The 21693-nt window shown below is 37.6% G+C and carries 24 protein-coding genes and 2 pseudogenes (1 of these 26 running past the window's edge); 11 read left to right on the top strand and 15 right to left on the bottom strand.

The genetic code is table 11. The annotated features are described in order from the left end of the window. Positions 1-374, top strand: partial view of a potassium channel family protein gene (locus AZF08_RS14090; protein WP_033672904.1) — the 3' portion only. It extends 622 nt beyond the left edge of the window; the window shows 374 of its 996 coding nt (coding positions 623-996); its start codon lies off the left edge, out of view; the stop codon is at positions 372-374. On the opposite strand, the gene AZF08_RS14085 is transcribed toward AZF08_RS14090, so the two are convergent. From AZF08_RS14085 to AZF08_RS14075, 3 genes are all read right to left on the bottom strand, one after another. Then, positions 364-774, bottom strand: coding sequence for a YugN-like family protein (locus AZF08_RS14085; protein WP_033673563.1), 411 nt, complete (start codon positions 772-774; stop codon positions 364-366). The two genes, AZF08_RS14090 and AZF08_RS14085, sit on opposite strands and share 11 nt — an antisense overlap. 137 nt (positions 775-911) lie before the next feature. Continuing rightward, positions 912-1103, bottom strand: a complete 192-nt coding sequence (locus tag AZF08_RS14080; protein WP_033672906.1) for a hypothetical protein — start codon at positions 1101-1103, stop codon at positions 912-914. Positions 1104-1191: 88 nt separating this feature from the next. Next, positions 1192-2544, bottom strand: coding sequence for a glucose-6-phosphate isomerase (locus AZF08_RS14075; RefSeq protein ID WP_033672907.1), 1353 nt, complete (start codon positions 2542-2544; stop codon positions 1192-1194). Positions 2545-2899: 355 nt separating this feature from the next. Here AZF08_RS14075 and AZF08_RS14070 point away from each other — a divergent pair, with 355 nt between their 5' ends. After that, positions 2900-3133: a DUF378 domain-containing protein gene (locus tag AZF08_RS14070; protein ID WP_002124440.1), complete on the top strand. Its 234-nt coding sequence runs from the start codon at positions 2900-2902 to the stop codon at positions 3131-3133. Between the two features lie 111 nt (positions 3134-3244). On the opposite strand, the gene yugI is transcribed toward AZF08_RS14070, so the two are convergent. From yugI to AZF08_RS14055, 3 genes are all read right to left on the bottom strand, one after another. Next, positions 3245-3589: a S1 domain-containing post-transcriptional regulator GSP13 gene (yugI, locus tag AZF08_RS14065; protein ID WP_033672908.1), complete on the bottom strand. Its 345-nt coding sequence runs from the start codon at positions 3587-3589 to the stop codon at positions 3245-3247. Positions 3590-3879: 290 nt separating this feature from the next. Further along, positions 3880-5070: an aminotransferase gene (locus tag AZF08_RS14060; protein WP_033672909.1), complete on the bottom strand. Its 1191-nt coding sequence runs from the start codon at positions 5068-5070 to the stop codon at positions 3880-3882. Further along, complete coding sequence (locus AZF08_RS14055; protein ID WP_033672911.1) at positions 5067-5564, bottom strand: Lrp/AsnC family transcriptional regulator; 498 nt, start codon at positions 5562-5564, stop codon at positions 5067-5069. Before AZF08_RS14055 ends, AZF08_RS14060 begins: the two co-directional genes overlap by 4 nt. A gap of 95 nt (positions 5565-5659) precedes the next feature. Between AZF08_RS14055 and AZF08_RS14050 the strand changes: the two genes are divergently transcribed. After that, positions 5660-6640: a 2-hydroxyacid dehydrogenase gene (locus AZF08_RS14050; RefSeq protein WP_033673564.1), complete on the top strand. Its 981-nt coding sequence runs from the start codon at positions 5660-5662 to the stop codon at positions 6638-6640. A gap of 112 nt (positions 6641-6752) precedes the next feature. Then, the gene (locus AZF08_RS14045) at positions 6753-7592 is read left to right on the top strand and encodes an alpha/beta fold hydrolase (RefSeq protein ID WP_033672912.1); all 840 of its coding nucleotides are present in this window, start codon (positions 6753-6755) and stop codon (positions 7590-7592) included. A gap of 137 nt (positions 7593-7729) precedes the next feature. On the opposite strand, the gene AZF08_RS14040 is transcribed toward AZF08_RS14045, so the two are convergent. Then, positions 7730-7981 (bottom strand): DUF1871 family protein, encoded by a 252-nt coding sequence (locus AZF08_RS14040; RefSeq protein ID WP_033672913.1) that lies wholly within the window; start codon positions 7979-7981, stop codon positions 7730-7732. A gap of 118 nt (positions 7982-8099) precedes the next feature. Between AZF08_RS14040 and AZF08_RS14035 the strand changes: the two genes are divergently transcribed. Continuing rightward, on the top strand, positions 8100-9251 hold the full coding sequence (locus AZF08_RS14035) for a MalY/PatB family protein (RefSeq protein ID WP_033672914.1): 1152 nt from the start codon (positions 8100-8102) through the stop codon (positions 9249-9251). A 35-nt stretch (positions 9252-9286) separates the two neighbouring features. On the opposite strand, the gene AZF08_RS14030 is transcribed toward AZF08_RS14035, so the two are convergent. The 3 genes and pseudogenes from AZF08_RS14030 to AZF08_RS14020 form a co-directional block, all read right to left on the bottom strand. Then, complete coding sequence (locus AZF08_RS14030) at positions 9287-9826, bottom strand: superoxide dismutase family protein (protein ID WP_033672915.1); 540 nt, start codon at positions 9824-9826, stop codon at positions 9287-9289. Between the two features lie 69 nt (positions 9827-9895). Next, positions 9896-10072: a hypothetical protein gene (locus tag AZF08_RS30770; protein WP_063177297.1), complete on the bottom strand. Its 177-nt coding sequence runs from the start codon at positions 10070-10072 to the stop codon at positions 9896-9898. Between the two features lie 23 nt (positions 10073-10095). Next, positions 10096-10248 (bottom strand): annotated as a pseudogene (locus tag AZF08_RS14020) (DJ-1/PfpI family protein); the annotation flags it as partial. Positions 10249-10390: 142 nt separating this feature from the next. On the opposite strand from AZF08_RS14020, the gene AZF08_RS14015 reads away from it, so the two are divergent. After that, the gene (locus AZF08_RS14015; protein WP_033672916.1) at positions 10391-10774 is read left to right on the top strand and encodes a kinase-associated lipoprotein B; all 384 of its coding nucleotides are present in this window, start codon (positions 10391-10393) and stop codon (positions 10772-10774) included. Between the two features lie 40 nt (positions 10775-10814). Here AZF08_RS14015 and kapD read toward each other — a convergent pair whose 3' ends face one another. Beyond that, a complete protein-coding gene (kapD, locus tag AZF08_RS14010) occupies positions 10815-11438 on the bottom strand; it encodes a 3'-5' exonuclease KapD (protein ID WP_033672917.1) in 624 nt (207 codons plus the stop codon). A 286-nt stretch (positions 11439-11724) separates the two neighbouring features. Between kapD and AZF08_RS14005 the strand changes: the two genes are divergently transcribed. Further along, complete coding sequence (locus AZF08_RS14005) at positions 11725-13059, top strand: ArsB/NhaD family transporter (RefSeq protein ID WP_265182887.1); 1335 nt, start codon at positions 11725-11727, stop codon at positions 13057-13059. 285 nt (positions 13060-13344) lie between these two features. Here the strand turns inward: AZF08_RS14005 and AZF08_RS14000 are convergent, their stop codons facing one another. Next, entirely contained in the window at positions 13345-13806 is a 462-nt protein-coding gene (locus AZF08_RS14000; RefSeq protein WP_033672919.1) for a hypothetical protein, read from the bottom strand. A gap of 112 nt (positions 13807-13918) precedes the next feature. Between AZF08_RS14000 and AZF08_RS13995 the strand changes: the two are divergent. Next, positions 13919-14640: pseudogene (locus tag AZF08_RS13995) on the top strand (DNA alkylation repair protein); the annotation flags it as partial. A 682-nt stretch (positions 14641-15322) separates the two neighbouring features. Then, entirely contained in the window at positions 15323-16699 is a 1377-nt protein-coding gene (locus tag AZF08_RS13990; RefSeq protein ID WP_033672921.1) for a glycine--tRNA ligase, read from the top strand. Positions 16700-16843: 144 nt separating this feature from the next. Here the strand turns inward: AZF08_RS13990 and AZF08_RS13985 are convergent, their stop codons facing one another. Continuing rightward, complete coding sequence (locus tag AZF08_RS13985) at positions 16844-17227, bottom strand: hotdog fold thioesterase (RefSeq protein ID WP_033672922.1); 384 nt, start codon at positions 17225-17227, stop codon at positions 16844-16846. Between the two features lie 95 nt (positions 17228-17322). On the opposite strand from AZF08_RS13985, the gene AZF08_RS13980 reads away from it, so the two are divergent. Both AZF08_RS13980 and AZF08_RS13975 read left to right on the top strand, forming a co-directional pair. After that, the gene (locus AZF08_RS13980; protein ID WP_033672923.1) at positions 17323-18066 is read left to right on the top strand and encodes a DUF3298 and DUF4163 domain-containing protein; all 744 of its coding nucleotides are present in this window, start codon (positions 17323-17325) and stop codon (positions 18064-18066) included. 49 nt (positions 18067-18115) lie between these two features. Beyond that, the gene (locus AZF08_RS13975) at positions 18116-18706 is read left to right on the top strand and encodes a biotin transporter BioY (RefSeq protein WP_033672925.1); all 591 of its coding nucleotides are present in this window, start codon (positions 18116-18118) and stop codon (positions 18704-18706) included. A gap of 55 nt (positions 18707-18761) precedes the next feature. Here AZF08_RS13975 and galU read toward each other — a convergent pair whose 3' ends face one another. Both galU and AZF08_RS13965 read right to left on the bottom strand, forming a co-directional pair. Further along, the gene (gene galU, locus AZF08_RS13970) at positions 18762-19640 is read right to left on the bottom strand and encodes a UTP--glucose-1-phosphate uridylyltransferase GalU (RefSeq protein WP_033672927.1); all 879 of its coding nucleotides are present in this window, start codon (positions 19638-19640) and stop codon (positions 18762-18764) included. A gap of 227 nt (positions 19641-19867) precedes the next feature. Beyond that, positions 19868-21592, bottom strand: a complete 1725-nt coding sequence (locus AZF08_RS13965; protein ID WP_033672928.1) for a phospho-sugar mutase — start codon at positions 21590-21592, stop codon at positions 19868-19870. Positions 21593-21693 lie beyond the last annotated feature (101 nt).

Here is a 21693-nt window from a genome sequence, read left to right as displayed (position 1 = left end):
AGGGATTGAATCCAAATATCCACTGTATTGTCGAACTACTTACTTCTGAACAAATTCAAAATGCGACTAGAGCAGGAGCGACAGAGATTATAGAAGGAAATAAGTTAACAAGTTATGTTTTCACCGCGTCTCTTTTATTCCCTTCTATTTCAGGTGTGTTATTTACACTTTACAATGAGATCTCGGAGAGTAAATTACAGTTAATAGAAATCCCTCCATCATATACTGAAAAAACTTTTGAAGTTTGTAGTAGTCTACTTTTAAAACAAAATATTCTACTACTAGGTGTAAGGCGAGATGAACAATATCATATCAATCCCGTCCATTCCTTTGTCCTGATTGAAAGTGACACACTTATCGTAATTACTCATTGATAAGGTGCTTTTCTAGCTCTTTTACTAATGCTTCTCCAATATCAACATATTTTCTTTTAATGTTACCATCTGCATCTTTCGGTTCGGCAAATTGGTCTAATCCACTTGTTCCAGCAGCTAATGTATTTACTTGATCATCAAGTTCGTCTTGATATACGTGTGAAAGGAGATACGGTGTTTCAATGCGAACGACTACGCCAGGTACATCAAGCTCTCCTTCCACCGCTGTAAATGGCACTCTTAAAAATTGATATCCATCCTCTTCATCTACTTTATAATCGAAGCACCCTTTGTCATAATCCCAATTTCCACCAATGCTATAACCAAGTGGTTGTAATGTTTCTTCTAATTTATAAAGGGCATATGTACGTCCTTCTAAATTTGATTGAATGGGAAGCAAGATCATCATCCTTCCTGAACTTTTCCCTTAGCATTCCCGGTCAGTACTCATTCTAGCATCAATATATCGGCGTTTTTTATAATATATCGGCGGAAACATCTTATATATCGGCGTTTCGACACAACTTATCGACCGTTCTACACTATTCGACAACTATCCAGCTCCACCTTGCCAAAGAAAAAAGCTGTTGGGATAATCCCAACAGCTTTTTCTGCTTTTCTTTGTCTAGCTACAGCGGCTAGAATGGTCGATGGCTTCACTTCTTCCGCTGAGGCAAAGAACTCCTCTATGTCAGAAGCTCCATCCCCCTCCCATTCTGAGCAAGCCATTTCCGCTTTTATTTGTCCAGCTACGCCTCCTAGCCCCTTCCGTCTAAGAACCTTAGCCGACGGGCCTAAACAGTCGGCTTCGCTTTTCTTATTTCAAACGCTCTTCTAATTCTGCTTTTAGTTCTTCGAATCCTGGTTTTCCAAGTAGAGCGAACATGTTTTTCTTGTATGCTTCTACACCTGGTTGGTCAAATGGATTTACGCCTAGTAAGTAGCCGCTCATTGCACATGCTTTTTCGAAAAAGTATACAAGGTAACCGAATGTATACTCATTTAATTCTGGAATATTTACGATTAAGTTTGGTACGCCACCATCGCTATGCGCAAGTAATGTACCTTCGTATGCTTTTGTGTTTACGAAGTCTACTGTTTCACCAGCAAGGTAATTTAAACCATCTAAATCGTTCTCATCTAATTCGATTTTTAGTTCATGTGTAGATTTTCCTACTTTAAGAACTGTTTCAAATAGGTCACGACGTCCTTCTTGAATGTATTGACCTAATGAATGTAAATCAGTCGAGAAGTTTGCTGAAGATGGGAAAATACCTTTTTGATCTTTTCCTTCACTTTCGCCAAATAGCTGTTTCCACCACTCAGAGAAGTATTGAAGTGCTGGCTCATAGTTAACAAGCATTTCAATGGTTTTCCCTTTGTTATATAGAGCGTTACGCACAACTGCGTATTGGTAAGCTGGATTTTCTTCAAGATCTGATTTTGCAAAGTCATTATGCCCAGCAGCTGCCCCTTGCATCATCTCTTCAATATTTAAACCACTCACCGCAATTGGTAATAGACCAACTGGTGTTAATACAGAGAAACGACCGCCAACATCATCTGGAATAACGAATGTTTCGTAGCCTTCTTCGTCAGCTAATGTTTTTAAAGCACCACGCGCTTTATCAGTTGTTGCATAAATACGTTTACGAGCTTCTTCTTTTCCATATTTCTCTTCTAATAATTTACGGAATAGGCGGAATGCAATTGCAGGCTCTGTTGTTGTACCTGATTTGGAAATAACGTTAATGGAGAAGTCTTTACCTTCTAATACATCCATTAAATCTTTCATATAAGTGGAGCTAATGTTTTGTCCAACAAATAGCACTTGTGGAGTTTTACGTTGTTCTTTAGAAAGCGTATTGTAGAAAGAATGGTTTAACATTTCAATTGCTGCACGTGCTCCTAAGTAAGAACCACCGATACCTACAACAAGTAAAATGTCAGAGTCATTTTTAATTTTCTCAGCACTTTTTTGAATGCGAGTAAATTCTTCTTTGTCATATTGAAGCGGAAGCTCTACCCACCCAAGGAAATCGTTCCCAGCTCCAGTTTTTTCATGGATTGCATGATGTGATACTTTTACTGCATCACGTAAATAAGTTAGTTCGTGTTCACTGATGAACGATAACGCTTTTGAATAATCGAACGTTACATGTGTGCTCATCTTTTTCCCTCCAGTTATGTATATGTATTTCTGTATTCACTTTAGCGAAACTGAAGATGTAAATCAAGCAATTGGAGAATTGTAAACGTAACCAATATTTATTTTTTGAAAAAAGTTCACTTTTTGCATAAAAATTCGCATTTTTCGGTATAGATGTATATACATCCTATAATAGATATCTTTTGTGTATAAAAACTCCAAAAGATAACCATTCTATAAGAGAGTTAAGCTGGATAAAGTATACTTCCATTTCTGAATTCCACTTTATCCCCACCAATTCCTTACAGGTGGATTCTTATGACTCACGAAAACCTAAGACTTGCCTATGCTTCAAATTTAAGGAGGACTATTTTAGATGAGTACTTTACAACGTATTGCATTAGTATTCACTGTAATTGGTGCCGTCAACTGGGGACTTATTGGGTTCTTTCAATTTGATTTAGTAGCAGCTATCTTCGGTGGCCAAAACTCTGCCCTCGCGCGAATTATTTACGGTATCGTTGGTATTTCTGGACTCATTAACCTTGGTTTACTATTTAAGCCATCTGAAAATCTTGGCACTCACCCAGAAACACATGAAATTCGGTAGTAGGTAGGTCGCCCTTCCCATCCGACATACGAATATGATTGCTTTGCAGTCATATTTGCTAATATATATCATAACAAAGTAAAAGAGAGTCGCTTATTTAGCGACCCTCTTTTACTTTGTTAACTGTGATTCTTCAATCCATTCGTTAAGCTTTTCACGCAATGTGTTAAATCCCTTATCAGATGGATTAGGTACCAATATTGTTCCTTGTTTTCTCTTTGCCGCTTTTAACGATAAACTCATTTTTCTGTGTTCTTCATCAATTGAAAGTACTTTTACTTCTACTGTATCTCCGACTTTTAAAAAATCATGAATATCTTTCACATATCCATTGGTAATTTCGGATATATGAACAAGCCCTTGCGTTTCTTGATCCAATGCTACAAATGCACCGTAATCTTGAATTCCAGTCACTTTCCCTTTTACAACCACTCCTGTTGTATATTGTTCTGACATATGAAACACTCCCATACGTTTACCATTTTCCCTGCTATTTGCAGGTAGCAAAGCATCCACCAAGAAAGCAAAGAAAATTAGCAGATGCACTTACTCATAAATGCACGATTAGTGGTTCATTCTCAGCGAAGATAAAACACGCTGTGAAAAGTCCCACCCTATATTAGTAAATTATACCACTAGCACCTATCTCATTCAAAATTCATGAAAAAATTTCCTCTAGTACGTATAATTTTCAAATATTGGGATAGAATACTAACACATGGCTTTCTAGTATTCCCCCCCCTTTTTTATGGACAAAACGTATTCTGTTTTGTCCTTTTTTTATTTTCTACAAACCGTTTCATTCGCTTCATTGCTTCCATTAACTGCTCAAGTGAAGTTGCATATGAACAACGAATAAATCCTTCTCCGCTTTCCCCAAAGACATTTCCAGGAACAACCGCTACTTTTTCTTCTAACAATAATTGTTCTGCAAACTCAGCTGAAGACAATCCTGTTGCAGAAATAGAAGGGAATACGTAAAACGCTCCGCCTGGCACATGACATGTTAATCCCATTTCATTAAACGATGTCGTCATGAAATTACGGCGTTTTTTATAACTTTCTCTCATACGAATTACTTCATCGTTCCCAAAGCGCAATGCTTCGAGTGCTGCAAATTGTGACATCGTCGGTGCACACATCATAGAGTATTGATGGATTTTAAGCATCAATTCTGAAAAATGTACAGGAGCCGCAATCATCCCAAGGCGCCATCCAGTCATCGCAAAGCCTTTTGAAAATCCTGAAATTAAAATTGTATGGTCGCGCATATTTTTAATGTTGGCAAAACTTGTATAAGATTCGTCATATACAAGCTCTGCATAAATTTCATCAGATAATACAATGAGATTATATTTTTCAACGATTGTTGCTAATTTTTCTAACTCGGATTTGTTTAAAAGTGCTCCGGTTGGATTATTTGGGGAACAAAGTAAAATTGCCTTTGTTTTTGTTGTAATGGCTGCTTCGATTTGCTCCGGCTGTACTTTAAATGCCGATTCTAAAGAAGTTGCTACTGGAACTGGTACACCACCAGCTAATGTAACAAGCGGTGCATACGATACGAAACTTGGCTCAATAATGATGACTTCGTCGTCAGGATTTACAATGGCACGCATCGCAACATCTAATGCTTGACTTGCTCCAACTGTAACAATAATCTCTTCGTTCGGATCATATGAAACATGAAATTGCTTTTGAAGATACTTTGCTATTTCTTGACGCAACTCTAATAATCCTGCATTTGCAGTATATGCTGTGTATCCTTCCTCTAACGAGCGAATACATGCTTGTCTTACATGCCATGGTGTAACAAAATCCGGCTCTCCTACTCCAAGTGAAATAACACCTTTCATACCAGCTGCTAAGTCAAAAAACTTACGAATTCCCGATGGTTGTAAAGACTCTGCTGCTCTTGATAGTTCAAATTGTTTCATGGTGCCACCACAATTCGTTTATCATCATCAGTTTTGTCATAGATAAGTCCCTCATGCTTATATTTTTTCAAAATAAAGTGTGTTGTTGTGGAAACAACAGATTCAATCGTTGCTAACTTCTCAGAAACAAAAGTTGCCACTTCAGCCATACTTTTTCCTTCTAACGTAATAGAAAGATCATATGTCCCTGACATTAAATAAACCGATTTCACTTCTGAATAACGATAAATTTGCTCTGCAACTGCATCGAAGCCAACTCCATGCTTTGGTGTAACTTTCACATCGATCATCGCTGTTAAGCCGCTATGCTCTCTCACCTTTGTCCAATCTATATGTGTAACATAATCAACAATGATTTTTTCTCTTTCTAATTTCTCCACCATTTCTTTTACTACTGCTACTTCTATATTTAACATTTTCGCTAAAGTTTCTACGGATAAACGACTGCTTTTTTCAAGACAAGCTAACAATTCCAATTCTTTTTCAGTCATCATATAATTCACCCTCCCTTTTGTTTGTGTCTAAATTATACAGATATCCTTTTATGTTTGAAAAGAAGATTTTTTTAGAGAATTATGTAAAAATAAAAATGAAAGGGGATGAAACCGTGAAACCAAAAGTATATATTGCTGAACCCGTTCCAAAATTTGTAGAAACATATCTCTCTGAACACTGTGATTATGAAACATGGGACAGTAATGAAAAAATACCACGTGAAATTTTATTAGACAAAATGAAAGATAAACATGGCTTACTTAACTTCGGTTCACAGATCGATGAAGAGTTATTACAAGCAGCCCCTCACCTAAAAGTGGTGAGTAACATTTCTGTTGGCTATGATAATTTTGACTTAGAAGCGATGCGGGGCAAAAATGTGATTGGAACGAATACACCATATGTATTAGATGATACAGTTGCTGACCTTGTTTTCGCTCTTATGTTATCGGCCGGCCGCCGCGTATGCGAGCTTGATTCTTATGTAAAAAGCGGAAATTGGAATGCCGAAATTTCAAAAGAGCACTTCGGACTCGATGTACACCATAGTACAATTGGGATTATTGGAATGGGCCGAATTGGAGAAGCGGTTGCCAAGCGGGCAAAATTCGGATTCGACATGAATGTTCTTTACTATAATCGCCGTCGTAAAGAAGAGGCTGAACAAAAATTCGATGCCACATACTGTGATTTAAACACACTATTAACGCAATCTGATTTCATTGTTCTTCTAACGCCATTAACCGAAGGAACATATCATCTTATTGGAGAGAAGGAATTTTCATTAATGAAAGAAACAGCGATTTTCATTAATGCTTCCCGTGGTAAAACAGTAGATGAATTGGCATTAATCGATGCACTGAAACAAAAGAAAATCTTTGCAGCAGGCATTGATACCTTTACACAAGAACCTGTCCAAAAAGATAATCCACTCTTATCTTTAACAAATGTTGTTACTTTACCCCATATTGGATCTGCGACATTAAAGACAAGACAAAAAATGGCAATGACCGCTGCTGAAAATTTAGTTGCTGGGTTACAGGGAAATACACCACCAAATGTTGTACGTGGATAAAACTTATAATATGTAAAAGGCAAGATGGCCCTCCGTCTTGCCTTTTTTTGTCATCATAAATCCGTTTCTAATAGGAGATGATATGAACAAAAAATCAATGGAGTGACAAAAAATGAACCACGAACCAGAGCATCCTTACTTCACTTTTTCCACTCGCGGTACTACTGTTCATTATGAGCTATATGAACACAGTAATAAAAAAGAACGCCCAACTTTCGTACTCATTCACGGGTTTCTCTCTTCTTCATTTAGTTATCGAAGATTAATTCCGTTGCTTGCAAAAGAAGGAACAGTACTCGCTCTTGATTTACCACCATTTGGAAAAAGCGATAAATCTAATCATTTCACATATTCCTATCATAATTTAGCGACAGTCATTATCGATTTAGTCGAACACTTAGATCTTACCAAGATTATATTAGTTGGTCATTCAATGGGTGGACAGATTTCACTTTACGTCAATCGCATACGGCCTGATCTAATTACAAAAACCATTTTACTATGTAGCTCTAGTTACTTAACACGGGCAAATTTGCCGCTTATTTATTCCTCCTATTTACCGTTTTTCCATTTGTATGTAAAGAACTGGATCGTGCGAAGAGGCATTGTTCATAATTTAATGAATGTCGTTCATGACCATAATTTAATTGATGATGAAATGATGGAAGGTTACGCTGCTCCCTTTTACGACAATCGAATTTTCCTTGCTCTAACAAGAATGATCAGGGATCGCGAGGGTGATTTGTCATCAGCTGAATTACGAAAAATTGAAACGCCAACTCTGCTCATTTGGGGCGAGAAGGACCGCGTCGTTCCTGTTCATGTTGGCCATCGTTTGCACGAAGATTTGCCAAACTCTAAGTTTATTTCATACGACAATACAGGTCACTTACTACCAGAGGAAAAACCAGAGCATGTATATGAAGAAATCATGGCATTCTCCGCACAGTAGTATCCGCATATTAGCGTTGTTTAATATATCGACCGTTTCCACTCATATATCGGCGATTCGACACAACATATCGACCACTCTACAAAATGCGACATAGATTTTTTGAAAAAACAAAGGCTGCCGGAATTTCCGACAGCCTACAATGAGCAACTTCCGCCTTCTTTTAATAAAAGTAGCTCCTCTGCTAATTTCTCACACTTCTCAATAGCTAGTACTTCTTCAAACGACATAAAGTAAATGTTTTGTATTTTTTTTGCAATATATTTCGGGTCGTCAAACGCGCTTACCACATTCACAACATCACTTGCTTCTGTTTCATAAAATTCAGGCCCCATTTGAAAAGGATCCCAATTTCTCACCATTTCTACCATCTTTTCATATGCACCCATCTACTTCCCGCCTTTTCCACTTTTTTAATCTTTTCTTTATCGTATCATATCAGCTATTCTAGAAGAAGAAAGAGAACTTTCACAAATTAACGGTTTTAAAGAGAAAGGGAGCCAACATATGCAGCAATTTCACAAAACGATTAATCGCCGCGGAACCCATAGTACAAAGTGGGATACACATAAAAGTGAAGAGCTTCTTCATGCTTGGATTGCTGATATGGACTTTGAAGTACCAAAACCAATTCAAACCGCACTGCAAAAACGGCTTGAACATCCTATTTTCGGCTATACAATACCTCCTGAAGAAATCACAGATATTCTTTGTCATTGGACAAAAAGCCAATACAATTGGGAGATAAAAAAAGAGTGGATTGTATTTAGCGCAGGCATCGTTCCGGCTCTTAGTACAAGTGTCCAAGCTTTGACAAACGAGGGTGAATCCGTACTTGTACAACCACCTATCTATCCCCCATTCTTTGATATGGTTACAAAAAATAGCCGCCTTGTATGTGAAAGTCCATTACTTTTACAAAACGACTCATACACAATGGATTTTGAGCATTTAGAGACACAGTTTAAGCAAGGGATAAAACTTATGCTCCTTTGCAGTCCACATAATCCGGTTGGACGCGTTTGGACAAAAGATGAGCTTACAAAGCTTGGAACATTATGTGAACAATATAAAGTAACCGTTATTACAGATGAAATTCATGCAGACATCATTTTCTCAAATTATACACATACGCCATTCGCTTCCTTGTCTGAATCATTAGCAGCACGCACTATTACTTGCATGGCACCAAGTAAAACATTTAATATTGCCGGATTACAAGCATCAATTATTATTATTCCAGATCCAAAAATTCGAGATGCCTTTACATCTGTGCAACAAAGACAAGGTTTTCACGGGTTAAATACATTTGCTTATACAGCAATGCAAAGCGCCTATACAGAATGTAATGAGTGGCTGGCAGAAATTCGTTTATACATAGAAGGAAACGCTCAGTTCGCTCGTGAATTTATTGAAAAGAATATCCCTACCCTTTCTGTCACCAAATCTGAAGGTACGTTTTTACTCTGGGTAGATTGTTCACGCCTCGGACTCTCTCAAAAGGAGCGAACAAAACACCTCGAAGAAAAAGGGAAAATTATCGTTGAACCCGGCGAAAAATATGGGACAGGCGGAGGACAGTATATTCGTATTAACATCGGTTGTCCAAGAGAGGTACTAGAAGAAATTTTAAACAGACTTAGGTATACATTTTCATAGTTAAATGAAAAAAGCTACCCTGCTCAAGGTAGCTTCTACTTTTTCTTAGTATCTAATGCCTTTTCTACAATGACACCACAAGCAATTCGATCACCTGAATTTCCAGCGGGTTGCGTCATCCCATCATCAGGATTTTCAGTAATAATAATAGACGCACCATCTTTTCGGTGAATCGTCGTTTTCCCTTCTTCAAGTGATATATGAGGCGCCTCAATTTCCGCCTTAATCTTTCCTGAATCATCTGCTACAACATTCGGTAGATCACCATTCTCCGCACCTTTTGGGTTCATCAGTCCATGCTTCTTCTCATCTGGATTAAAATGATTACCAGCCGATATAAAACGAGGTGCTTTACATTCTCCCACTTCATGAATATGTAATCCATGAGGCCCTGGCGCAAACCCTTCCGCCTTAATCGATATTTTCACTCCACTTGCTTGTTGGGTCACTTTCGCTGTCCCAACTGTATCACCAGAAGCATTATATAATTTCACATCGATTTCTTTTAGATTTCCTTTATCACAACCTGCTATAAGAAACAGCGCACAACATCCAAATAAAAGCTGTTTTTTCATCATAATTCCCTCCAAAATACATTCTGCTCTTAGATTGTCCGAGCTTAGAGGGAAACATACAAAAACGAATCAGCGTTTCTTTTCAGCTAACAGCTTTTCTTCAACCTGCTGCAAACGCTCTGCTTCTCGCTTTGATACGCGAATGAACATGCGCCATGTTGCAATTGCACCAACTATAAATAACACACACACAATCCCCGGAATAATATATTCGGTTTTATCTTCTGGAAAATATAAAGGCATCATAACAATCACTCCTTTGTTTTTTACTACCTTTCTATCTGTAACGCTTCACCTACTGGTTGTACACTTTCCAATACCTTATGAACCATGTCTTCTCCGACCAGCGATTCAATAATCCAAGATACTAAATCTTGTGCAGCTAAACACCCTGCAGCGGTCGATATGTTACATACCTTCAACCCCTCAGAATTTTCTGTTTTTTTATAAATTATAACATCTCTCAATTCACAAGCGCACTTAACTTCTCAAATTCATGTTCCTGTAAATGATTTCTTTGACTCCATTCACAGCTTTCCGTACTATAAAATTGAGGTGAAAAATATGAAAGAAACTTTGGAAATTGGGGAAATCGTTACTGGTATTTATAAAACAGGAAAATATATCGGCGAAATTACAAACAGTCGTCCCGGGAGCTATGTTGTTAAAGTATTAGCCGTTTTAAAGCATCCGGTGCAAGGTGATTTACATAATGTAAAACAAGCTGACGTGCCATTTTTCCATGAAAGACGTGCTTTGGCTTATCGTGAGCAAACCAACGTTCCGCAGCAAATGGTGAAAAAGTACGAGGGAGATATTCCGGATTATAAAGAATCCCTGCAAGCGGCATTAGAAACACAAATGAGTGCCTTTCAAGAAGATGATTCTCCGTTCGCACAGCGGAGTTTACAAACTCTGCAACAATTAAAACAAGATTATAAACTGTAAAAAACAAAAAGACCAAATTACATAATTTGTAATTTGGTCTTTATTGTGTACTCACTTTCTTTAATACTTTTGAAAAATCGACGAGCTCGCCTAATGTCGGGGGGGCTGGTTTTACTAAATATTCTTTGTCCTTTTCTACCAGTTTAAAAATATTATATGTTGTCATCGCATCATCGAGTGCACAATGATGCTTTCCTGTTCCCACTTTTCCGTATGCCTCAATTGCCTTCCATAACCCTGTTTGATTCCGTTCACCAAAAAAACGCTTATACTCAAGTGATAAATCTCGGCATTGACCTGAAAAAGGAAACGCTACGCCTGCCGTTTCACAATTATTCTTTAACACTTTCATATCCATATTTCCCCAAGTCACAATTGTAGGCTGACATTTTTTTTCATATTGGACTAGTTTCTCGACAAGTTCCAAAAAAGAAATCCCTCCATCCACAGCTTCCTGCTTAATCCCTAAAAATTTTTTGCATCGATCTGTTAAACTTAAAAAGGTTTCCGGTCTTACATACGATGAATACGTATCTTCCACTACGCAATTCACAACTGACACAAGTCCTACCTCAATAATTTCTGGAAAAAACCCCTTTGGTTTTTTCCTATTTTGAGGCATCGTGAACTCAAAATCCAAAAATAAGAATTGTTGTTCATCCATATAATCCCTTCCTTATCATTCCGTCTACTTTCATTCCCTTCGACTTAGCAATCCTACACGAACAAGCTCGAATGCTACTTATATTTTATACATTCAGATTGGATGTATCTTATGTATATGTCAAATAACCGCAAATATTTTTAAAAAGGAGAAAAATTCATTTGTACAGAAAATATGGCAAAACAAACCCTTTCATTTACATCCGACATTTTTCTACTTTATAATGGCGTTAAGTGTGTTTCTTTCGAAAGTTTTATGACACACTAAGAAAAGTAACCGAAAGGAGATGGGATTTTTGCACGAAACAACGCAAGAAATCGCAAACTGGCAGTATTATTTCGCTATCGCAGTCTTTTTAATTACATATGCCATTATCATTTCAGAAAAAATCAATCGTGCTGTCATCGCGCTTCTTGGTGCAGCATTTATGGTCATTGTTGGCGTCGTTGACTTACACAACGCTTTTACAAAACATATTGAATGGGGAACGATTACGCTATTAATCGGTATGATGATATTAGTAAATATCACGAGTAAATCCGGCGTATTCCAATATGTTGCAATTAAAGCAGCGAAACAGGCAAAAGGAAGTCCAATTAAAATTTTAATTTCTCTTTCTTTACTTACCGCAATTGGTTCCGCATTTTTAGATAACGTAACAACAGTACTTCTTGTTGTTCCTGTTACTCTATCTATTACGCGCATTTTACAAGTAAATCCTGTTCCATATTTACTTTCCGAAATTATTTTTTCAAACATCGGGGGAACTGCCACATTAATTGGCGATCCACCAAACATTATGATTGGTTCTGCAAATAAGCATTTAGATTTCAATGCTTTCTTATTCAACTTAGCACCAATCGTACTTATCATTATCGCTGTTATCGCAACAATGATTTACTTTATGTACCGTAAGCAGCTCATTGCTGATCCTGTACAAATTAAAAAGTTAATGAGCTTAGATGAAAAACAATACATTAAAGACCCTGTATTAATGAAAAAATCTTTAACAGTACTTGGTCTTACAATTCTAGGCTTCATGACTCATTCCATTTTCCACATTGATGCAGCAGTAATCGCCTTAACAGGCGCAACTGTACTTATGTTAATCGGTGTAAAAGAGCATGAAATTGAAGAAGTATTTGCTCATGTAGAGTGGGTTACGATTTTCTTCTTTGCGGGTCTATTCGTACTCGTTGGTGGACTTATTGATATCGGCCTCATCAAAATGTTAGCTCAAAAAGTAATCGGTTTAACAGGCGGGGATATTTCCTACGCATCTATCCTTATTTTATGGGTATCCGGTATTGCATCCGCAACAATTGATAACATTCCATTCGTTGCGACAATGATTCCGCTTATTAACGATATGGCAGTCGGCCTTGGTCTATCACCTTCTGATGCACAAATCGATGTATTATGGTGGTCATTAGCATTAGGAGCTTGTCTAGGCGGAAACGGAACGTTAATCGGTGCTTCCGCTAACGTAATCGTAGCTGGAATCGCAAGCCGTGAAGGACATAAATTTAGCTACATGGATTTCTTAAAAGTTGGTTTCCCGATTATGATCGTGTCATTAATTATTTCTCATATTTATATTTATTTACGTTACTTAATGTAGATAAAAAAGCGGCAATGGCTCGTTCAGAATCGCAGGGCGTTAGAGCACCCGACAGAGAAGTGCTTTTTCGCTTCGTCCGAGGGGGCGAAACGACCGGAGATTCTAGCCACTAGAGCTGGATTCCATAAAAAGCGGCAGTGGCTCGCTTAGAATCACTATCAAAAAAGGCTATCACCACATGCGATAGCCTTTTTCATATATCGACCGCTTCTCCTCATATATCGGCGATTCGACACAACATATCGACCGTTCGACAATATGCAACATGCTTATCCTCAGTAAATTCTAATATTTCGTTGGCTCATCTCGAATAATAAATAAGTGAATCGGTAAAAAAATAGAGCATGTTATCACATGTATAATTGTAAATAATATTGCGTTTGTTCCATATCTTTCTAAAATAGCGTATATGAGATAAATGGACAAAACAATTGATACACCAGTTGCTAGCAGACTTATAATTGGAATAAAATTCAAAATGAAGCATGCAACATATATACCAAACACTTTCCATCCCGCTTCTTCTTTCAAAAAGTCAGGTAACTTCTCTTTCGCTAAATCCCCCAAAATTTTACTATTTAAAAATGGAATAAAAGCAAGAACACCATCGTCAGCACCATCATTTTTTGCCATCGTATATAATGCAACTGCCGTTAGTAAATACGCAATAATAACCCAGATTACAGTGATTAGAATAAAAGCAAAACCAAGCGCAAAGAAACCAGCTAATATACTTTGCTCTTCCATCGCTCCTCTCCTTTCTACCCTCAGTATATTTCACATCTCTATTACTTATATTTTCAAATTCCACTTACTCCCCTGTATAATATGAACAAAAACATGAAAGGAGAACAATTTTATGCACCCATTTACCGAAGCCCTAAAGCAACACTTTCTCACACATCAAAATCCAGAAAAAGCAGAACCAATGACTCGTTATATGAAAAATCACTTCCCGTTTCTTGGTATTCAATCACCAGAAAGAAGAACACTATTACGTGAAGTCATACAAGTACATAACCTTCCAGACAAAAAAGATTTCCAGGTCATCATTCGTGAACTTTGGTCTTTACCAGAACGTGAATTTCAAGCCGCCAGTCTCGACATATTACAGAAATATAAAAAGCACCTAGATGATTCTCACATCCCGTTTTTAGAGGAGCTCATTATAACGAAATCATGGTGGGATTCCGTTGATGGTATCGTCCCTACATTCTTAGGAGACATCTTCTTGAAACATCCAGAAGCGATTTCTACCTATATCCCAAAATGGATTGCCTCAGAAAATATATGGTTACAACGTTCCGCAATCTTATTCCAGCTCAAATATAAACAACAGACTGATGAACAACTTCTCTTCTCGATTATCGGTCAGCTCAATTCTTCAAAAGAATTTTTCATTCAAAAAGCAATTGGCTGGGTACTTCGTGAATATGCGAAAAAAAGCCCTAATGTGGTATGGGAATACGTTCAAAACAACGAGCTCGCTCCCCTAAGTAAGCGCGAAGCAATCAAACATATTCGCAGTGCAATGAGCGCTTCTACAGAATAAAGAGTAGTGGAATAGGCGAAACTCTATCATATATATCCATTTTGGTTTTCCAACATACAAATCACGGCTATGAAAACAAAAGAAGATTTCCACTTATTTTCTCCTTTTGTTTTCACTTGGCATGGGGCTGAAAAAGGAGCTGACCGCTTCTATGCATGGCCGGATCCTCTCTCCCACCTAAAAAGAATGGTTTTATATCGTTTTTTCAATTTGTATTTATATAGATACGCTCGTTCCTCTATTGTGATTTAAAAAGGAACGTGATAGAATATGGTCATTATTATTAAATATAGTAGCGATGACGGACTTATAAGTACTTGCACAAAAGCGATTCAGGAATAGTGAAAGCCTGAAAAAGCGAGGAAACGGCAGTCTTGAGCAATACGTGATAAAGTGGATGCGTGTTTACACACTCATCAACTAGGGTGGAACCGCGGGTATATACAAGCTCGTCCCTAGGCAAAAATGCCTAGAGACGAGCTTTTTTGTATTGATTGAAAAGCCCAAGCGGCTCGTTCAGACTTTGAGGGGAATGGAGCTTCTGACATAGAGGCGTTCTTTGCCTCGGCGGAAGAAGCGAAGCCACCGAACAGTCTAGCCGCTGGAGCTAGATCATACCGAAAAGCCCAAGCGGCTCGCTCAGAAACTTCCCGTTCAGTAAGTACACCCTGTCATCGCCAATACGTTAACTTTTAAAAGGAGGATTTTATTATGTATTCAATGGAACAAGTTGTAAACTTAGCGAAACATCGCGGTTTTGTTTTCCCTGGTTCTGAAATTTATGGTGGTCTTGCAAACACTTGGGACTACGGTCCACTTGGTATCGAATTAAAAAATAACGTAAAAAAAGCTTGGTGGAAAAAATTCATTCAAGAATCTCCATACAACGTTGGTTTAGACGCAGCGATTTTAATGAACCCAAAAACTTGGGTAGCATCTGGTCACGTTGGTAACTTTAACGATCCAATGATCGACTGTAAAAAGTGTAAAGCGCGCCACCGTGCTGATAAATTAATCGAAGATGCATTAGATGCAAAAGGCATCGAAATGATCGTTGATGGTCTTACTTTCGATCAAATGGCTGGATTAATGAAAGAACACGAAGTAAAATGCCCAGATTGCGGTAGCGAAGAATTCACAGAAATCCGTCAATTCAACTTAATGTTTAAAACATTCCAAGGTGTTACAGAATCTAGCACAAACGAAATCTTCCTTCGTCCTGAAACAGCACAAGGTATCTTCGTAAACTTCAAAAACGTACAACGCTCTATGCGTAAGAAGCTTCCATTTGGCATCGGTCAAATTGGTAAAAGTTTCCGTAACGAAATTACGCCTGGTAACTTTACATTCCGTACACGTGAATTCGAACAAATGGAGCTTGAATTCTTCTGCAAACCAGGTGAAGATTTAGAATGGTTCACGTTCTGGCGTAACACTTGTAAAAACTGGTTACTATCACTTGGTATGAACGAAGAAAGCATGCGCCTTCGTGACCATGGTGAGGAAGAATTATCTCACTACAGTAACGCAACAACTGATATCGAATTTAAATTCCCATTCGGCTGGGGCGAACTTTGGGGCGTTGCATCTCGTACAGACTTCGACTTAAAACGTCACATGGAACATTCTAACGAAGACTTTAATTATATTGATCCACAAACGAACGAACGTTACGTACCATACTGCATCGAGCCATCTCTTGGCGCAGACCGTGTAACATTAGCATTCTTATGTGATGCATACGAAGAAGAGCAATTAGAAAACGACTCTCGTACAGTTCTTCGTTTCCACCCTGCTTTAGCACCATATAAGGCAGCAATCTTACCACTATCTAAAAAGTTATCTGAAGGCGCTGGTGAAGTGTTCGCAGAACTTGCAAAAGACTTCATGGTAGACTATGACGAAACTGGTTCTATCGGTAAACGTTACCGTCGTCAAGACGAAATCGGTACACCATTCTGTATCACATATGACTTCGACTCAGTGGAAGATAAAGCTGTTACAGTACGTGACCGTGACACAATGGAGCAAGTTCGTATGCCAATTAGCGAACTAAAAGGCTTCTTAGAGAAGAAAATCCAGTTTTAATTGAAGAACGATCGATATGTTGTGTCGAATTGCCGATATATTCGAAAAAACGCTGATATATACGGCGAAACGATCGATATATTTGAAAAAACGCCGATATATTCATTTGCTCACAAAAAAGAGGCTGCCCCTGGGCAGCCTCTTTTATTTTTCGCGCTTCTCTTTAATAGCCACTGTACATCTTGAAATACAAAGCAAATCATCGTCCTCATCAATAATTCGAACATCCCAAACCATCGTTGTTTGCCCTTTATGAATCGGGGTTCCAATCGCTGTTACAATTCCTTCGCGTTTAGAGCGAATATGATTCGCATTAATTTCTAGTCCAAAACAAATACACTTTTCTTGGTCAATTAAATTATATGATCCAACACTTGCCACAGTTTCTGCTAATGCAACGGATGCTCCGCCATGTAAAAAACCAAATGGCTGATGTGTACGTCCATCTACTGGCATAGTTGCTACCACTTTCTCTTCTGTCATTTCTAACAGCTCAATCCCAAGTGTGTCCATTAATGTTTTCGACATATCGTTTCCCCCCTTCTCCTCACGAGAAAAAATGTATAATTTTACCTATTTACTTTCAAACTATCCTTAGAAATTATATAAGGAGGTTCATCTACATGAAAAAGAAATTCTTTCTACTATCCTTGTTACTCTCCTTGCTCATTATTGTACCAAATTGTACGGATGCTGCCCAAACATCTAACCTGACAATCGATATTAAGACTATTACACAAAAAGGTAAGAAACCTTATTTTGAATATCAAATTAGCAGACCCTACTTTCAAAATTTTTCAGATTCAAAATTTCAAAATAAGTTGAATGCGTACTATGAAACAGAGGCAACTCGCTTTAAAAAAGCGCTGGAAAAAGAGGCAAAAACATACTATAAAGAAGTTGGAGAGTCAGATTCTCTTTTTCATCCATATGTCACAAATGTTGACTATAAAGTCACATTGCAAAAATATCCCTTACTTAGCCTCTATGTAAATTATTATCAATATACAGGTGGAGCCCATGGATTATATACATGGAAAGCAAATACATTTGATTTAAAGGAAAAAAAGTTACTCAGTTTGAATGATTTATTTCAAAAAGACAGTACATATAAAGATATCATCCGCACAGAAATCGTTAGACAGATTAAACAAAATGAAAGTATCTATTTTCCCGATGCTGCTGAAAAAGTGATGAGCACAAAGAAATTTAACTATTATTTAGAGCCCGATCATCTTGTCGTCTATTTCTCATTATATGAGATTGCTCCTTATTCAAGCGGGATTCCTCAATTTCGTATTCCATACACGTTACTTAGGGAATCACTGAAACCTAACTATCAAAACATTTTGATTGACAATAGATAAATAAATTAGCTACGATGTTGTTAACCGAAAACAACAGGAGGTTAACATTATGAACCGATTACGTGCTTTAGATTTAGCACTGGCTGCTATGTTTGTCGCTCTTATGGCTATTGGTGCGAATATTGTATCTTGGGCGCCATTTTTACAAGTAGCTGGTGTTCCACTGTCTATGCAACCATTTTTCGCAATTTTAGCTGGTCTTCTTCTTGGAAGCAGACTTGGGGCCTTATCTATGACTGTTTATATGCTTGTTGGGGTTGCAGGCGCACCAATTTTTGCAAATTTTAAGGCTGGATTTGGAGCACTTTTAGATCCTACTGGCGGTTTCATTATCGCCTTTATTGTTGTTGCTTATGTAACGGGAAAACTTGTAGAACAAAAAGAAAAACCGCAGTTCGGTACATTTGCGATTGCTTCCGCGACTGGAATTATCTTAACGTATGTAATTGGTACTACTTATATGTATGCGGCTGTAAACGTCTGGATGGGCGGAAATATGAGTTACAAAGCGGCTTGGATAATTATGATGTGGTTTGCTATTAAAGATATTATCTTTACAGTAATTAGTGCTGTCATTGCACCTCGTATATATTATGCAGTGCGTCGTTCTGCTTATCAACATTCTCATTCAACACTATAACACTGAAAAAGAGTTACTCCCTACGTATGGAGTAACTCTTTTTTTATTATAATTCTTATTTCGTTTGTTCTTCTAAAATGTTCTTCATCATCACAAGCATATCTTCTCTTAATTCCTTATGCTGAAGCGCCATTTCAATTGTCGTTTGAACAAAGCCTAATTTTTCTCCAACATCGTAACGCTTTCCTTCGAAGTCATAAGCAAATACACGTTGAATTTCATTTAAACTTTGGATCGCATCAGTTAATTGAATTTCGCCACCAGCACCGATGTGTTGTTGTTCTAAGAACATAAAAATTTCAGGAGTTAAAATGTAACGTCCCATAATTGCTAAGTTTGAAGGCGCTGTACCTTGCGCTGGCTTCTCAACAAACTGTCGAACTTGATAACGACGGCCATCTTGCTCTAATGGGTCAATGATTCCATAACGATGTGTTTCTGCCTCTGGAACCGTTTGTACACCAATAACAGAAGAAAGTGTTTTATCATATTCATCCATTAATTGACGTAAACATGGATTCTCAGCTTGAACGATATCATCACCTAGTAAAACAGCAAATGGCTCATCACCAATAAACTTACGTGCGCACCAAACAGCATGTCCCAATCCTTTTGGCTCTTTTTGACGAATATAATGGATATCTACCATTTTAGAAGAAGCTTGTACTTTTTCAAGCAACTCATATTTTTTCTTTTCTAATAAGTTCTGTTCTAATTCAAATGCATTATCGAAATGATCTTCAATTGAACGTTTCCCTTTACCAGTAACAATGATAATATCTTCAATTCCAGACGCCACTGCTTCTTCTACGATATATTGAATCGTTGGCTTATCTACAATCGGAAGCATTTCTTTTGGCATTGCTTTTGTTGCTGGTAAAAAGCGCGTTCCTAATCCAGCAGCAGGAATAATCGCTTTTCTCACTTTTTTCATTACACATACCCTCTCTTCTATTCTAATCCTCAAATTTATTCTCTTACTTATATGGTGTGAAATCACAAAATCTACAATCCGTCCTCAAGTAAATCATACAGACAGTATACTACATCAATTCTTTTCTCCTTTTAAAGGAGCAAGATTCTTCTAAATATATGAAAAGAGGAGGCCGTTCTCCGTTCTCCCCTTTTCTCTTCCATTCATGGAAATAACACTCTATTCTATTATAAACGATTCATTACATCTTCTTTAATAGTAAGTAGCTTTTGTTCACTATTTTGTAAGGAATCACCTTTCACACCAAAGTAGAACTTGATTTTTGGTTCTGTTCCAGATGGACGTAAGCAGAACCAAGAACCATCTATCAATTGATATTTTAACACATTTGATTTCGGTAAGTGAATCTCTTCTTTATTTCCATCTTCTAGTGTTGTAATAATACTTGCCTTATAATCTTCTACTGAAGTTACTGTTAAACCAGCTACTTCTTTTGGTGGATTTTCACGGAATGATGCCATCATCTCTTGGATCTTCTCCGCACCATCTTTTCCTTTTAATGTAAGTGAAACAAGATCTTCGCGGAAGAAGCCGTGTTTCGCAAACACTTCTAATAAACCATCATATAATGTTTTCCCTTGTGATTTATAGTACGCTGCTACTTCACATGCAAATAGAACAGATTGTACTGCATCTTTATCACGGCAGAATGGACGAATTAAATAGCCATAACTTTCCTCATAACCAAATTGGAATTCATACTGTCCACTTTCTTCATACTGCTTAATTTTCTCACCGATAAATTTAAATCCAGTTAACGTATCAACTGTATCTAAACCGTATGCTTTTGCAATCGTACGTCCGATTTCAGAAGTTACAATTGTTTTTAACACAACACCGTTTTCTGGAAGTGTACCATTTTCTTTCTTTTGTGATAATAAATAATCAAGCATTAACGCACCTGTTTGGTTTCCTGTTAACACTTGGAACTCACCAGCATGATTGCGAACAGCTACGCCAAGGCGGTCTGCATCTGGATCTGTTGCGATTAGTACATCTGCTCCTACCTTTTCACCATCACGAATCGCAAGTTCAAACGCCGCATGCTCTTCTGGGTTTGGTGATTTTACTGTTGAGAAGTTTGGATCTGGTAACTCTTGCTCTTTTACAACTGTTACATCTGTAAATCCAACTGCTTCTAAACCGCGGCGTGCTGGAATATTTGACGTTCCATGTAGTGGTGTAAAGACAATTTTTAAGTCTTTCCCAACTTCTTGTACCATCTCTTTATTGATGATCACTGTTTTTAATTGTTCTAAGTATGCATCATCTACTTCTTGTCCAACGATATGTAATAAACCATTCTCTTTCAATTGTTCCACATCAGCAACTTCAACTGTTAATTCATCTTCTACTGCGTTTACGTAGCTGATTAACTCATCTGCTTCTTTCGGAGGCAATTGTCCACCATCTTCTCCATACACTTTATATCCATTGTACTCAGGTGGATTATGGCTTGCCGTAAGAACGATTCCACTTACTGTTTGTAAATGACGAACTGCGAAAGAAAGTACTGGCGTTGGACGTAAACTTTCAAACACATATGTTGTAATACCATGTGCACCAAGTGTAGCTGCTACTTCCATTGCAAATTCTGGTGATTTATGACGAGAATCATACGCTACAACAACACCGCGTTTCTTCGCTTCTTCACCCAATTTTTCAATAAAATGTGCTAACCCTGTTGTCGCCTTTCGAACTGTATAAACGTTCAGACGGTTCGTGCCAGCGCCAATTTCACCGCGCATGCCACCTGTCCCGAATTCTAAGTTCTTATAAAAGCTATCTTCTATTTTCTTTTCATCTTGTTTCATGTTTTCTAGTTGTTCTTTTAATTCTGCATCTAAATTCGCATATGAAAGCCAGCGACTATATTCTTGTTTCCAATCCATTTTCTTATCTCCTCTCGCATGTCATAACCTCATTATATGAAAAAAACGACAGGTATCTCAATATATTTTAAAATCTAGCAGGATTTTACTGTTATTATTTG

This window comes from Bacillus gaemokensis, assembly GCF_001590835.1.
In the GTDB taxonomy this organism is placed as follows: Bacteria; Bacillota; Bacilli; order Bacillales; family Bacillaceae_G; genus Bacillus_A; species Bacillus_A gaemokensis.
This window is presented reverse-complemented; position numbering and strand designations above follow the sequence as displayed.